This is a genomic window from Bacillota bacterium, from assembly GCA_040755295.1.
GTDB lineage: Bacteria > Bacillota > Desulfotomaculia > Desulfotomaculales > Ammonificaceae > SURF-55.
Genome location: JBFMBK010000005.1, coordinates 120,310 through 134,335, shown reverse-complemented (window position 1 = coordinate 134,335; position 14,026 = coordinate 120,310). Strand labels below are relative to the sequence as shown.

General features: G+C 56.2%; 11 protein-coding genes. 8 read left to right on the top strand and 3 right to left on the bottom strand.

What is annotated here, in order from left to right; genetic code table 11:
* Positions 1 to 31 precede the first annotated feature (31 nt).
* The 3 genes from AB1500_05865 to AB1500_05855 all read right to left on the bottom strand — a co-directional run bounded on the left by AB1500_05865 (position 32) and on the right by AB1500_05855 (position 2,038).
* Positions 32 to 835, bottom strand: coding sequence for a peptidylprolyl isomerase (locus AB1500_05865; protein ID MEW6182690.1), 804 nt, complete (start codon positions 833 to 835; stop codon positions 32 to 34).
* Positions 836 to 1,087: 252 nt separating this feature from the next.
* A complete protein-coding gene (locus tag AB1500_05860) occupies positions 1,088 to 1,303 on the bottom strand; it encodes a hypothetical protein (GenBank protein MEW6182689.1) in 216 nt (71 codons plus the stop codon).
* A gap of 525 nt (positions 1,304 to 1,828) precedes the next feature.
* Positions 1,829 to 2,038, bottom strand: a complete 210-nt coding sequence (locus AB1500_05855; protein ID MEW6182688.1) for a hypothetical protein — start codon at positions 2,036 to 2,038, stop codon at positions 1,829 to 1,831.
* Between the two features lie 383 nt (positions 2,039 to 2,421).
* Between AB1500_05855 and nuoE the strand changes: the two genes are divergently transcribed.
* From nuoE to AB1500_05815, 8 genes are all read left to right on the top strand, one after another.
* Complete coding sequence (gene nuoE, locus AB1500_05850; protein ID MEW6182687.1) at positions 2,422 to 3,063, top strand: NADH-quinone oxidoreductase subunit NuoE; 642 nt, start codon at positions 2,422 to 2,424, stop codon at positions 3,061 to 3,063.
* Positions 3,029 to 4,918: an NADH-ubiquinone oxidoreductase-F iron-sulfur binding region domain-containing protein gene (locus AB1500_05845; GenBank protein MEW6182686.1), complete on the top strand. Its 1,890-nt coding sequence runs from the start codon at positions 3,029 to 3,031 to the stop codon at positions 4,916 to 4,918. Before nuoE ends, AB1500_05845 begins: the two co-directional genes overlap by 35 nt.
* A gap of 10 nt (positions 4,919 to 4,928) precedes the next feature.
* Entirely contained in the window at positions 4,929 to 7,601 is a 2,673-nt protein-coding gene (fdhF, locus tag AB1500_05840) for a formate dehydrogenase subunit alpha (protein ID MEW6182685.1), read from the top strand.
* Between the two features lie 448 nt (positions 7,602 to 8,049).
* Entirely contained in the window at positions 8,050 to 9,357 is a 1,308-nt protein-coding gene (locus tag AB1500_05835; GenBank protein ID MEW6182684.1) for a phenylacetate--CoA ligase, read from the top strand.
* Entirely contained in the window at positions 9,354 to 11,138 is a 1,785-nt protein-coding gene (iorA, locus tag AB1500_05830) for an indolepyruvate ferredoxin oxidoreductase subunit alpha (GenBank protein MEW6182683.1), read from the top strand. Before AB1500_05835 ends, iorA begins: the two co-directional genes overlap by 4 nt.
* On the top strand, positions 11,135 to 11,755 hold the full coding sequence (locus AB1500_05825; GenBank protein ID MEW6182682.1) for an indolepyruvate oxidoreductase subunit beta: 621 nt from the start codon (positions 11,135 to 11,137) through the stop codon (positions 11,753 to 11,755). Before iorA ends, AB1500_05825 begins: the two co-directional genes overlap by 4 nt.
* Positions 11,742 to 13,046, top strand: a complete 1,305-nt coding sequence (locus AB1500_05820; protein ID MEW6182681.1) for a phenylacetate--CoA ligase — start codon at positions 11,742 to 11,744, stop codon at positions 13,044 to 13,046. Before AB1500_05825 ends, AB1500_05820 begins: the two co-directional genes overlap by 14 nt.
* Positions 13,047 to 13,296: 250 nt before the next feature.
* Entirely contained in the window at positions 13,297 to 13,728 is a 432-nt protein-coding gene (locus AB1500_05815) for an ACT domain-containing protein (GenBank protein ID MEW6182680.1), read from the top strand.
* Positions 13,729 to 14,026 lie beyond the last annotated feature (298 nt).

The following is a 14,026-nucleotide window of genomic DNA, read 5'->3' as shown; positions in this document are numbered from 1 at the left end:
CTTCTCTTTTTTAAAAGGAATCAAGCGCCGTTTACTTTTCCAGCTGCACCTGCTGCATCTTATCGCCGATCGCAATCTTGTCTACGATATCCATCCCTTTGGTTACTTTCCCGAAAACGGCGTATTGGCCGTCAAGCCACGTCGCGTCGGTCTTTAAAATATAGAACTGCGATCCCGCGGAATTCGGGTCGCGCGAACGCGCCATGGCCAGCGCCCCCCTTACGTTCTTAAGCGCGGGGCTGGTTTCGAGCTTGATGCTCCAACCCGGGCCGCCGGTGCCGTTGCCTTCCGGATCGCCGCCCTGGATGACCCAGTCTTCTACCCGGTGGAAGGTCAATCCATCGTAAAACTTCTGGCTGATAAGCTTCTCAAAATTCGCCACCGTGATCGGCATAAGCTTCGGATACAGCTCCAGCTCGATTTCGCCCTTGGCAGTGGAAATAGTCACGCGTTCGGTTTCCGTATTTGCCGTGCTGCTCTCGGTCTGATCCATGTTATCCTCCTTCGTTGTAGTGGTCCCCTCGTTTACGGCCGTTGACGGGGTCTGTTCCGGGCTCTCCTTTTCCCCGCCGCCTTCCGTCGCGTTGGTATCATTATACACTTCTTCCTTCGCGGTCGAATTCCCGTCCGCCGCGGGCTTATCCTGCCCGCTGTCCGACTGCTTTGCGGTATCGCCCGCCGGTGTTGTTTGCGCCACACGCTGATCGGCCATTTCCTGCTTGTATGCGCCGTAACCGACCGTGGCCAGAAGCGCGAAACAGAAAACCAGAATACCGCCGACAAGCGCCCTGCTCACAGGCTTCGGCTCCTGTCTCTTTATTTTCTTCCTACTCATCTTCCCCACCTCTGAAAACCTGATATAGAATTTTCTAAAAGTAAATCCGTTTAGTTAACGATGATAGCACAAGTTTTTAACGATAACAAGGACGTTCCATCCTCAACCGGGGCGTTGCAGCCGCATGAGACTTCTAATGCAGACCTTTAACAGATGGGGACATTTGCGAATTTCAATGTCTTTAATTGCCGCTTGAATCGTTTCCACTGTGGGTACATTAGTGAGCCTTCCAGACCCATTGCTGAACATCCTTCAGGAAAACCTGGCCGACCCCTGAGGCTGTAGTTCCTTTTCGTTAATAAATACCGAAGGCGATCCTGTCAGTCCAAGAGCCACAGCCTTTTCGTCATCAATCCTGTGAAAATTCACCTCCGCTTCGACCTTTTCAATGGCCAACGCACGGGTGATATTTTCGCGCAAAGCTTCTTCCGAACCGCAGTCCGGAGATAGATAGCAGTCAATTTTCATAATCCTCTCTCCTCTTACGCTGTAATCCATATTTATAACATAATTAATATACTCAACGACCACCGGCTAAAGCCGGCTGAAAACAGTCGCACTGGCTTGTCATAAATAGCCATCAAATCACCCTTTTCATATTCTTTACCCAAGAAGGGTTTCTTCAGCGAAAAGATTCGATGTAAACCCCAGTATATTCCTTTTCTACGCCAAGTGGGTAGCGGACTGTTACGCCTTCCTTAATGCGCCTGCTACCACACGCCTTTGCAGCGAAGCGAAGAAAGAGTTTCCGGCGCAGACGGCGAAGAGCCGCGAGAACCGGCTGGTAAGGGCAGGCCGATGCGGCATTGTGGCTTATAGTCACCGATCCTTACTCGAAAGTAACGGCCTTCCACTCTAAGCTTCTTGAGATTTGGTATCTCAGAAAAAGATTGAACCGATTCGACGCCTTCGACTACTTTCCGAGCTTGCCTCAGAATCCCTTATCTTTGATTCGCTTCAGGTCTCTGGTAAAACTGGCTTTGAATTCGACCTTCATCCCTGACCGCCCTGGAGAATATCCAGTATCTTCTGTTTATCTACCGATTCGGTAGCCTCTTCATCCTTGATGGCATGAGCCAATGCGATATCCTCGATCGCCTCGGATAGTATTTCGTAGATTACCTCTCTACGATCTTCGAGTACCTCTACCAAGGCCTGTTTCATTAATTCCTTGAGCTTACTTTCATCAATACATATTTCCATAAGTAAACCTTCAATTCCGATGAGGCACACGCGCCCGATCCAGCAAAGACCCTTTACCTGTCACGTTTTCAAACCTTTCCTGTCAATTATTGTCGTTAGTATACGGCTGGAAGGGAGTAGTGTCAAGCATAGGAGCCCGTTTGCAATCACATTAACTAATTACCGCAACCACCTAATTAAGTGCTAATCATTGGTATTCTTATTTATTCGTTAAATGGTCAGCAATTGAGAATCAAACATTTTGTCGTAAAAAGAGGAGATAAGGCGATAAATGACGAAATGTACGTGTATAAACAGATGGGTAGCGGGAAAAAGATTTAACTACCCTTTCGCTCGCCCGTAATAAAGGGACTGCACGCCGACAAGTTCAGGGAGGGACGGGAATGGACACTCAAAGTCAGGAGTTATTACACGAGATACTCTCCCGCCATGAGAAAAGCCGCAGTTTACTTATACCCATCATCCAGGAAGCCCAGGAAGCCTTCGGTTACCTGTCCCGCGAGGTGCTCCTTGCGGTGGCCGATCACCTGGGCCTCCCGCCGAGTACGGCTTACGGCGTGGCGACCTTCTATGCCCAGTTCCATCTTACATGCCAGGGCAAGCATAAGGTCAAGGTCTGCCAGGGAACCGCGTGTCATGTGCGCGGGGGAAAGGCCATAATGGACGCGATGAAGAAAGAGCTTGTGATAAAGCCCGGCGAAACCACCCCGGACGGCATGTTCAGCCTGGAACGCGTGGCCTGTGTAGGATCATGTTCACTGGCCCCGGTAGTGGTGGTGGATGACAAGATCTATGGCGGTATGGCCCCATCGAAAATAACGGAACTTGCATTGAATTCACTGGACAGCAAACCGCTGAAGAGGATTTTGAGAATTAAGAGAATCTTTAAGATGCCGGTGGATTTCGGCCGGCTGGGAAGACCGTCCGGCACGATCACGGGCTTGGACAGGCCATTTATCTATTCCGCAGCCGGCAGGAAGCACGCCGCCGATGGGTATGATTATGAAAAGAATCACATCGATTAAAGCGCTGGAAACCCTTCGCGAAGATATACGGGCGCAACGTGATTCCAATCAGCTTAGAATCACGGTTTGCGGCGGTACGGGGTGCAGGGCCAACGGAAGTGTTGAGCTGGCCCGGTCGCTGGCCAGGGAACTCCGCAGAAGCAGACTCAGGGCGAAGGTTGAGCTTAAGGTCAGCGGGTGTCACGGTTTTTGCGAAAAAGGGCCGGTGGTGACCATCGACCCTCAGAGCATCTTTTACCACAGGGTGGGCCGGGAAAACCGGGAACAGGACATACACGATATCATTCAGAACACCGTCATCGAGGACAAACCGGTCGAACGGCTGCTTTATACCGACCCGGAAACCGGCCGGAAGATAGCGCACTACGCTGATATTCCGTTCTATGCAAGGCAGATGCGGATCGTCCTGGGCGATAACGGCAGGATCGACCCCAACAGCATCGAGGACTACATCGCGGGGGGCGGATACGCGGCCCTCGTAAAGGTGCTGGCAATGAACCCGGAAGAGGTCATCGACCAAATAATACGTTCCGGGCTAAGGGGCCGCGGCGGGGCGGGTTTCCCCACCGGTCGGAAGTGGGACTTCTGCCGGAAGGTTATAGACCGTTCCATGCGTTACGTCATCTGCAACGGCGATGAGGGCGACCCCGGAGCGTTCATGGACCGCTCGATCATGGAAGGCAATCCCCACTCCGTGCTGGAAGGAATAATCATCGGCGCCTACGCCATATCGCAGGGGGTCAGCCCGGCGGAAGGCTACATATATGTCCGGGCCGAGTACCCCCTTGCCGTGAAGACGATACGCCTTGCCATCCAGCAGGCTGAAGAGTTAGGCGTTCTGGGTGATAACATCCTGGGCTCGGACTTCAGTTTACGCGTTAAAGTGAAGGAAGGCGCGGGCGCTTTCGTATGCGGCGAAGAGACGGCGATGATGGCTTCCATCGAAGGAAAAAGGGGCATGCCCCGCCCCCGGCCGCCTTTTCCCGTGGAATCGGGACTTTGGGGCAAACCGACCGACATCAACAACGTGGAAACCTGGGCCAACATTCCGTCTATCATCAACCACGGCGCCGAATGGTACGCCGGTATCGGCACGGAAAACAGCAAAGGCACCAAGGTGTTCAGCCTCGTCGGCAAGGTCAAGAACTCGGGTCTGGTTGAGGTGCCGATGGGCACGACCCTCCGGGAGATTATCTTCGATATCGGCGGCGGCATCCCCGACGGAAAAACGATTAAGGCGATTCAAACCGGCGGGCCTTCAGGCGGATGTATTCCTGCGGACTTACTCGACCTGCCGGTGGATTACGACAGACTGGCCGAAGCCGGCTCGATCATGGGGTCCGGCGGTATGGTGGTCTTGGACGAAGAAACCTGCATGGTCGATATCGCCCGGTATTTCCTCGAATTCACCAGGAACGAGTCCTGCGGAAAATGCGCGCCGTGCCGGCTGGGTATCCGCCAGATGCACAGGATTGTCGAAGACATTTGTTCCGGGAACGGCCGTCCGGAAGATATTGAACTGCTCGAAGAACTGGCGCTTTCGATTAAGAAAGGCTCTCTTTGCGGCTTAGGACAAACGGCGCCCAATCCGGTCCTGACCACACTTAAGTACTTCCGGCACGAGTATGTAGAACACGTTTATAAGCGCCGCTGCCCGGCCCGGAAATGCCGGGGGTTGGTCCGGCATGAGATCGACCCCGAAAAGTGCAAAGGCTGCGGGCTGTGCCGTAAAAACTGCCCTGTAGGGGCGATCACGGGGGAACGCAAGATGCCCCATATCATCGACCCCGAAAAATGCATCGGCTGCGGCGTCTGTTTTGAAAAATGCACCTTCAAATCCGTCAAGGTTTTATAAGGAGATATATATGCCTACAATCACCATAGACGGTCAAAAAGTCGAAGCGTCAAAGGGCACCACCGTCCTTGAAGCCGCCCTTAAAGCCGGAATCTATATACCGCACCTTTGTTTCCTGCCGGGGTTGGAACCCTACGGCGGCTGCAGGCTGTGTATCGTTGAAATCGAAGGCATGCGGGGCATGCCAGCGGCGTGTACCACCACTGTCACGGACGGGATGGTCGTATACAGCGATGTGCCTTCGGTCACCCACGTCAGGCGCATGACGGTGGAGTTAATCGCCGCGGACCACCAGTCCGATTGTCTCACCTGCACCTCAAACCAACAATGTGAGCTTCAGCGCGCGGCGGCCCATCTCGGTGTCCGGCACCGACGCCTTCGACCTGGAACACGCAAAGACGTTAAAGACTCGAGCAACCAGTTCTTCGAACGCGACATGTCCAAATGTGTCCTGTGCACGCGCTGCGTACGGCTCTGTCACGAGGTGCGGGGGGTTGGCGCCATCGATGTTGTTTCGCGGGGATATAACAGCCGTGTCGCCCCTTTCTGGGACGCTCCCATAGCCGATTCAAACTGCGAATCCTGCGGAATGTGCGTAGATGCCTGCCCGGTGGGAGCACTTACCCCCAAAACGGAGGCGCTGCCGCCGACCGAAACGGTGCGCACGGTTTGCCCGTACTGCGGGTGCGGCTGCGGGCTTATTCTCGGAACCAGGGAACGGAAAATCGTCCAGGTACGGGGTGACGACGCCAACCCTTCCAACCGCGGCCAACTCTGCGTCAAGGGACGATTCGGACTTGATTTTATCAGCTCCCCCGAACGCCTCACCTCCCCGTTAATCCGCCGCAACGGCAAACTCGAGCCGGCATCGTGGGAAGAAGCGCTGGCGTTCACAGCAGAGCATTTTAATATGATACGTGAAGCTTACGGTCCCGACGCCCTAGCCGGCTTTGCCTCCGCCAAGTGCACCAACGAGGAAAACTACCTGTTCCAGAAGTTCATGCGCGCCTGCCTGGGAACCAACAATATCGATCATTGCGCGCGCCTTTGTCATGCCTCCACGGTGACCGGTCTGGCCCGCGCCTTCGGCTCAGGGGCTATGACGAACTCCATCGCGGAACTGGAGGAAGCCGACTGCATCCTGGTCACCGGTTCCAATACGACGGAGGCGCATCCCGTTATCGCCCTTCAGATAAAGGCAGCGGTCAGCCAGCACGGGGCAGATTTAATCGTCGCTGACCCCCGCAAGATCGACCTGGTGCGGTTTGCCCGTCTGCACCTGCGGCAGCGCAGCGGGAGCGACGTCATGCTTATCAACGCCGTGATGAACGTAATAGTGGCGGAAGGGCTGGAAGATCAAAGGTTTATCGAGGAACGAACCGAGGGTTTCGAGGAAGTTCTGGAAGCGATACGGGCCTGCACCCCCGAAGTCGCCGCGGTGGTCACCGGCGTTCCGGCGGAATCCATACGCGAAGCGGCAAGGTTTTTCGCACGCGCCGAGCGCGCCTCTATCGTTTACAGCATGGGGATCACCCAGCATACCACGGGCACCGATAACGTCCTTGCGCTTGCGAACCTTGCGATGCTTACCGGCAGCGTAGGCCGCAGTTCCACAGGAGTCAATCCTCTCCGCGGGCAGAACAACGTTCAGGGCGCCTGCGATATGGGGGCGCTTCCCGACGTTCTTCCCGGCTACCGGCGGGTGGAAGACCCTGCCGCCCGGCGAGAGTTTTCGGAGTCATGGGGCCGTCCTATTCCGGAAAAACCAGGCCTTACAGTTATGGAGACCCTCCACGGGGTCGTTGACGGAGCGATCCGCGGCCTTTATATCATGGGTGAAAACCCCGCCCTGTCCGATCCGAACTTCCTCCGGACCAAGAACGCGCTGGAAAACGTAGACTTCCTGGTCGTGCAGGACATCTTTCTCACCGAGACCGCCGGATACGCCGACGTCGTCCTTCCCGGCGCATCTTTCGCGAAAAAGGACGGCACCTTCACCAACACCGAACGCCGCGTGCAGCGGGTGAGAAAAGCCCTGCCCGTCCCCGGGGAGGCAAAGGAAGACCTCGATATAATCCAGGAGCTTTCCACCCGCATGGGCTACCCCATGAGATACACCGCTGCAGCGGCGGTCATGGAGGAAATAACAAGGCTTACCCCGATTTACGGAGGGATTTCTTACGCCCGGATTGACGGCGAAGGTATACAGTGGCCCTGCCCCGACGCCTCGCATCCCGGAACACCCTACCTTCACGGGAACGGTTTCACCCGCGGCCGCGGCAGGTTTCACCCGACACCGTTCCGCGAGGCGGACGAGCTTCCGGACGACCAGTTCCCGCTGTTGCTTTCCACCGGAAGGTTGCTTTACCACTTTCATACCGGTACGCTTACCCGCCGCGTGCCGGGACTTGAGGCCCTAACCCTTCCGGGGCTGGTCGAGGTTCATCCCGAAGACGCCAAAGACCTCGGCGTTTCGGACGGCGACAGGGTCCTTCTTCAATCGCGCCGCGGCCAGGTCGAGGTGCAGGCGGTTGTTACACCCCGCGCCCGGTGCGGGATGGTTTTCATGCCCTTCCACTTCCGTGAGGCGCCGGCCAACCTATTGACCAACGACGCCCTTGATCCTCTGGCCAAAATTCCGGAATTTAAAATCTGCGCGGTGCGGATGTCGCCCCTCCAGTAAAGGATCCGGCTTCTGCCGCAATTCAAGAGACCAAAGCCACGGAGGTTAAGAGCCGCGATTACGGCAAGGACGGAGTTTTATATCCAAATTCTACATCCTGTATTCTACATTCCACATTCTATATTCTGCTATTCGGGCCGGTCCGGAACACACGGTTATTACGCGGCAGGTTTCGTTCCGGCGCCGTCAACCTCCGCATCCAATCTTTCGGATTACGGTTGATCCATTCTCCGGCAACGTCCTCTTTTCTAGGCAACTATTCAGCAGTAAAGTGCTTCGCTGACGAAACGCCTGAATAGATACTTTGGTGAAAACCGGACCGCAAAAACGGAGGCTAAGCCGCTTATACGGCCAAACCGGAGCTTGCCCTTGAAAACGTATGCCATCTTTACCTTTTATGCTATAATAATTAACTGGTTGGCAAAACTAATCCGGGGAATGGTGCTTTATCATCTGGGACAGACGGAACGAAACCTTAACGCGCAAGGAGCTTGAAGCCCTGCAGCTTAAACGCCTGAAAGAGCTGGTTCAACGGGTTTACCGGGCGGTGCCCCACTACCGCCGTACCCTTGAGGCGAACGGCGTCAATCCGGATGACATCAATTCCCTGGCGGATATCCAACGCCTCCCGTTTACCGCCAAGAACGAATTGCGGGAGAATTACCCGTTCGGGTTTTTCGCGGTTCCCCTGAAGCGCGTCATCCGTATTCACGCCTCTTCCGGCACCACCGGCAAGCCCACTGTCGTGGGCTACACGAAAAAAGACCTCCGCACCTGGGCGGAACTGATTGCCAGGATCGTTACCATGGCCGGGGTAAAGCGCGGGGATATAGCACAGATATGCTTCTCTTACGGGCTGTTCACCGGCGGTTTCGGGCTTCACTACGGACTCGAACGCGCCGGCGTGACCATAGTGCCTGCGGCCGCCGGCAATACCGAAAGGCACATACAGCTGATGCAGGACTTCGGTTCGACCGTTATCGTCGGCACCCCCTCCTACGCCCTTTACATCGCTGAAACCGCGTGGAAAATGGGAATCGACCCCCGGTCGCTGAAGGTGCGGCGGGGGCTTTTCGGCGCCGAGCCCTGGGGGGAAGGTATACGCGCGGAACTGGAAAAAATATGGGGCATAGATGCATACGACAACTATGGTCTGAGCGAGGTCATCGGTCCGGGTGTCGCCGGTGAATGCGAGGCGAAGGCAGGACTACATATTAGTGAAGATCATTTCCTCGCGGAGGTCATCGATCCCGAAACCGGTTCCCCGCTGCCTCCGGGAGAAAAGGGCGAGGTTGTCTTCACCGCGCTGACGAAAGAGGCATTCCCGGTAATCCGTTACCGGACGCGTGATCTGTCACGCCTGATAATCGAACCTTGCACCTGCGGCCGGACCACCGCACGCATGGAGAAGGTCACCGGGCGGACCGACGACCTGTTGATCATCAGGGGTGTCAACATCTTCCCTTCGCAGATTGAAGAGGTTTTGACAAACACCCCGGGTCTGTCCCCACATTATGTGATTATCATAGATAAAAAGGGATACCTTGACGATATCGAAGTCCAGGTGGAGATTTCAAGCGAAGGCTTTACCGGCCGTTTTCAAGACCTCGCCGCCCTTGAGGACCACATTCGAAACCGGCTTCAGGCCGTATTGACGCTGACTCCAAAGGTAAAGCTCCTCGAGTTCGGGTCGCTTGAAAGAACCTCCGGCAAGGCACGACGTGTCATCGACCGGCGCAAGGAGGTCGGGAAGTGAGACTTCTAAGCGGGAATGAAGCCATCGCCCGCGGCGCATATGAAGCCGGGGTCGGGGTCGCCGCAGCCTACCCGGGCACCCCGAGCACCGAGATCCTCCAGAACATCGCCCGTCATTACCCGGCTATTTACGCCGAGTGGGCACCCAACGAAAAGGTGGCGATCGAGGTGGGAATCGGCGCCTCTCTCGGCGGAGCACGCGTTCTTGTAGCCATGAAGCACGTAGGCGTGAACGTCGCCGCCGATCCCCTGGTTACACTGTCTTACACCGGGGTGAACGCCGGGTTGGTGTTGATATCCGCCGACGATCCCGGTATGCACAGTTCCCAAAACGAACAGGATAACCGGTATTACGCCCGGCTCGCCGAAACGCCCCTTATCGAACCGGCCGACAGCCAGGAAGCAAAGGACTTCGTCCGGTTTGCCCTCGAACTCAGTGAAACCTATGACGTCCCGGTAATCCTGCGCACCACTACGAGGGTGGCGCACTCAAAAAGCCTGGTGCAGGAAAGCGAACCTGTCGACCTTGTGAAGAAGCCCTATGAAAAGGATTTTACCAAATACGTCATGGTCCCCGCGAACGCCCGGGTCCGGCACAGCCTTTTTGATGAACGGCGTGAGAGACTGCGCCAAGTGGCGGAACGGACACCGCTGAACCGCATCGAAAAGGGCGACGGGCGGATCGGCATTATCACCTCCGGCATCGCCTATTACTACGTTAAGGAAGCCTTCCCCTGGGCCTCGGTGCTGAAACTCGGCATGAGCCAACCCCTTCCCTCTGAGCTTATCCGGGCTTTCGCGCGGCAGGTCGAACGCCTGTTCGTCGTGGAAGAACTCGAGCCTTTCCTCGAAGAGCAAGTGGCCGCGCTTCGTTTATCGGTCCGCGGAAAGGAATTAATCCCGCGGACGGGCGAGCTCTCCCCGGCTGTTATCCGGCGCTTTTTAATGCAAGACCCGTACCTCGCCGAGGCGGCCCGCGAACACGATCCCCAGGCGCCGGCCGGCGCGCAGGAGGAGATCTCTTCTCTGCCGCATGCTCCTTTGCCGGCGCGGCCTCCCGTGCTCTGCCCCGGATGCCCGCACCGCGGTCTGTTCTATGTCCTTAAAAAGCTCGGACTAAGGGTCATGGGGGATATCGGCTGTTACACCCTGGGCAGTCTTCCGCCCCTTTCCGCCATGGATACCTGTATCTGTATGGGCGCCGGTGTCGGTATGGTTCACGGTATGGCTAAGGCCGATCCTGACAGCGCCGTCAAAACGGTCGCCGTAATCGGCGACTCCACCTTTATACATTCCGGCATCACCGGTCTGATCGATATAGTCTACAACCAGGGAGCAAGCGTCGTCATCATCGCCGACAACCGTACCACCGCGATGACCGGGCACCAGGACCACCCCGGCACGGGTAAAACCCTGAGGCGGGAGCCCGTTAAGGCGCTCAACCTCGCAAAATTGGCCCGCGCCGCCGGAGTGCCCCACGTTTTTACGGTTGATCCTTTCGATCTTGCAGCCACAAAAAGGACGCTGCAAAAAGCGCTCAGAATCCCGGAACCGGTCGTAGTTATAAGCAGCCGGCCCTGTATTTTGCTCAGCCCCGTAACACCCGCCCCTGTCCCTGTAAACCCCGAACTATGCCGTGGTTGTAAACTATGCCTGCAGATCGGCTGCCCGGCGCTTTCCTACCGCGACCGGGTGATAATAAACCCGCACCTCTGCGTCGGCTGCGGACTTTGCGCCCAAGTCTGCCGGAAGGGCGCCATCGGTAAGGAGGGCGAAAAATGAGCATAAACATAAACATCCTGGTTGCCGGCGTCGGCGGCCAGGGCATCCTCCTGGCCGGAAAGCTGATTTCCCAGGCGGCCATAGCCGCCGGCCTGGACGTTAAAACATCCGAAATTCACGGAATGGCGCAGCGCGGCGGCAGCGTCACCACCCACGTCCGTTTCGGCGACAAGGTTTTTTCGCCGGTGATCGATCCCGGCGAAGCGGATTTCCTCCTGTCTTTTGAAAAACTCGAGGGGTTAAGATACCTCGATTTTCTCAAAACGGGAGGAACCGTAATCCTCAACGATCAGGCCATCGACCCGCTTCCCGTGGCTGTGGGGTCGGACGTATACCCCGCAGCCGCCGAGGACCGCATCGCGGCCCGGTTCCCGGTGGTTTTCATCGACGCCGTTTGGGAAGCGGAGACACTGGGCAACCTGCGGGTTGCCAACGTGGTGCTGGTCGGCGCGCTCGCCCGTTTTCTCCCCCTGCCGGCTTCTTCCTGGGACACAGCGCTGACCGCAGCCGTTCCGCCGCGGTTTCTGGAGCTCAACCGCCGCGCCTTCGCGCGCGGTCTCGAGTTGGCTCAAAAAGATTATTTTGTGGTCGGAGGTGCCAATCATGTGGAACCCTGAAGTAGAATGCATGCACCGTGATAAGCTCCGCGAACTCCAACTCCAGCGCCTCAAGGAAACCGTCCACCGGGCGTATGACAAGGTTCCTCACTACCGGCAGAAGTTCAGGGAGACCGGACTGGAACCGGGTGACGTCAAAACCCTGGACGACCTCACCAAATTGCCCTTCATGGTCAAGAACGACCTGAGGGACAACTATCCTTTCGGACTTTTCGCCATTCCCCTGCAGGACATCGTCCGCGTCCACGCATCATCGGGGACCACGGGTAAGCCGATTGTGGTGGGATACACACGTAAGGACATCACCACCTGGTCGGAGGTTATGGCACGTACAATCGGAATGGTTAACACCACCCGCAGCGATGTGGTGCAGGTCGCATACGGATACGGACTTTTCACCGGCGGCCTCGGGCTGCATTACGGCGCCGAGTACTTGGGCGCTACGGTGATTCCCATATCAGGAGGCAACACCAAGCGGCAAATCATGCTGATGCAGGACTTCGGCACCACGGTGCTTTGCTGCACACCCTCTTACGCGCTGTATATCGGCGAGGTGTTCCAGGAAAGCGGCATCCCGCGCGAAAGCCTCAAGCTGCGCGCCGGTTTGTTCGGCGCCGAGCCCTGGTCGGATAACATGCGCCGGGAAATTGAAGATAAACTCCGGATCGACGCCGTGGACATTTACGGCATGAGCGAGCTTATCGGGCCGGGGGTGGCGAGCGAGTGTCTGGCCAAGGACGGGCTCCACATCTGCGAGGATCATTTCATACCCGAGATAATCGACCCCGAAACCGGAAAGTCGCTGCCGCCGGGCCAGTACGGCGAGCTGGTCTTCACAAGCATAACAAAGGAGGGCTTCCCCGTCATCCGCTACCGCACGCGGGACATCTCGATGCTGATGGAAAAACCGTGCTCCTGCGGGCGCACGCACGTCCGCATGGCGCGGATAACGGGCCGCAGCGACGATATGCTGATCATAAGAGGCGTCAACGTCTTCCCGACGCAAATCGAGAGCGTCCTCCTTTCCATCAGCCAGACCGAACCCCACTATCTGCTTGTGGTCGACCGTGAAAAAGCGCTCGACACCCTCGAAGTATGGATCGAGGTGTCGGAGGACCTCTTCCGTGACGAGGTAAAGGGTCTAGAGGATCTTGAACGTCGTATCCACAACGAAATTGAGAGCGTGCTCGGTATTTCCGTAAAAATAAAACTGGTCGAGCCCAAGACGATTCCCCGCAGCGAAGGGAAGGCAAAGCGTGTGGTGGATAAGCGGGACCTGGTTAAACAATAGGAATTTACCGTACCACAGGAGTCGGAAGGCGAAGGTAGAATATAGAAGGTAGAAGGTAGTAGGTAGTAGGTAGTAGGTAGTAGATGTAGGGAGACGGTAGGAGACAGAAGGCGGGAGGCTTGTTCCCCATTCTGCATTCGGAATTTTATATCTATATTCTATCTTCTGACCGTCTTGGCCACTCAGAAAAAGATATTCTATATTCTACTTAACGTTGAACCTTGAACTTATTTTCGCAGGAGGGAAAACAGTGGCTGTCAAACAGATCTCGATCTTTCTGGAGAACAAAAGCGGCCGGCTGGCGGCGGTAACCCAGTTGATGGCCGACGAAAAGGTGAACATCCGCGCGCTCTCCATCGCCGACACCTCGGATTTCGGTATTCTGCGCCTGATCGTGGACCAGCCCGACAAGGCCTACCAGGCGTTGAAGAAAAACGGGTTTACCGTGTCCGCCACCGACGTCCTTGCCGTCGCCGTACCGGACAACCCCGGCGGTCTTGCGCCGGCGCTTGCGGTGCTGGAAGCAGCGGGCGTCAACATTGAATACCTTTATGCCTTTGTAGCCAAATGCGCCGATTTGGCGATGGTGCTCTTTAAGGTTAACGATACCGGGCGTGCAACCGCCGCTCTCAAGCAGGCCGGTTTTACCGTGCCTAAGCCGGAAGAAGTATATTCGATCTAAGTCGCGAATTGCGAGTCACGAGAATATAGAAGGTAGAAGACCGGAAGGTTTAGAAAGTAGAAGTCGGAAGTCACGAGTTACGAGTTCCAAGTCTCAGGTCCAATATTCTACATTCTATATTCTACTTACTGTTTACTTAATTCTGACTTTGAACCTTGAACTTTATACAGTCGCGAGTCACAGGTCACAGGTCGCAGGTCGCGGGTCTAAAGTTGTAGCCCCCTGACTTCAGTCTCCCTTAGACTGCTGACTACCGACTGCTGTCTACCGGCGGTCCGGCATCCATAATTCCATATTC

Excerpts from the sequence above, each read along its gene's own strand:
- AB1500_05865 (MEW6182690.1), bottom strand. The coding sequence starts at position 835 with ATGAGTAGGAAGAAAATAAAGAGACAGGAGCCGAAGCCTGTGAGCAGG.
- AB1500_05860 (MEW6182689.1), bottom strand. The coding sequence starts at position 1,303 with ATGAAAATTGACTGCTATCTATCTCCGGACTGCGGTTCGGAAGAAGCT.
- AB1500_05855 (MEW6182688.1), bottom strand. The coding sequence starts at position 2,038 with ATGGAAATATGTATTGATGAAAGTAAGCTCAAGGAATTAATGAAACAG.
- nuoE (MEW6182687.1), top strand. The coding sequence starts at position 2,422 with ATGGACACTCAAAGTCAGGAGTTATTACACGAGATACTCTCCCGCCAT.
- AB1500_05845 (MEW6182686.1), top strand. The coding sequence starts at position 3,029 with ATGGGTATGATTATGAAAAGAATCACATCGATTAAAGCGCTGGAAACC.
- fdhF (MEW6182685.1), top strand. The coding sequence starts at position 4,929 with ATGCCTACAATCACCATAGACGGTCAAAAAGTCGAAGCGTCAAAGGGC.
- AB1500_05825 (MEW6182682.1), top strand. The coding sequence starts at position 11,135 with ATGAGCATAAACATAAACATCCTGGTTGCCGGCGTCGGCGGCCAGGGC.
- AB1500_05820 (MEW6182681.1), top strand. The coding sequence starts at position 11,742 with ATGTGGAACCCTGAAGTAGAATGCATGCACCGTGATAAGCTCCGCGAA.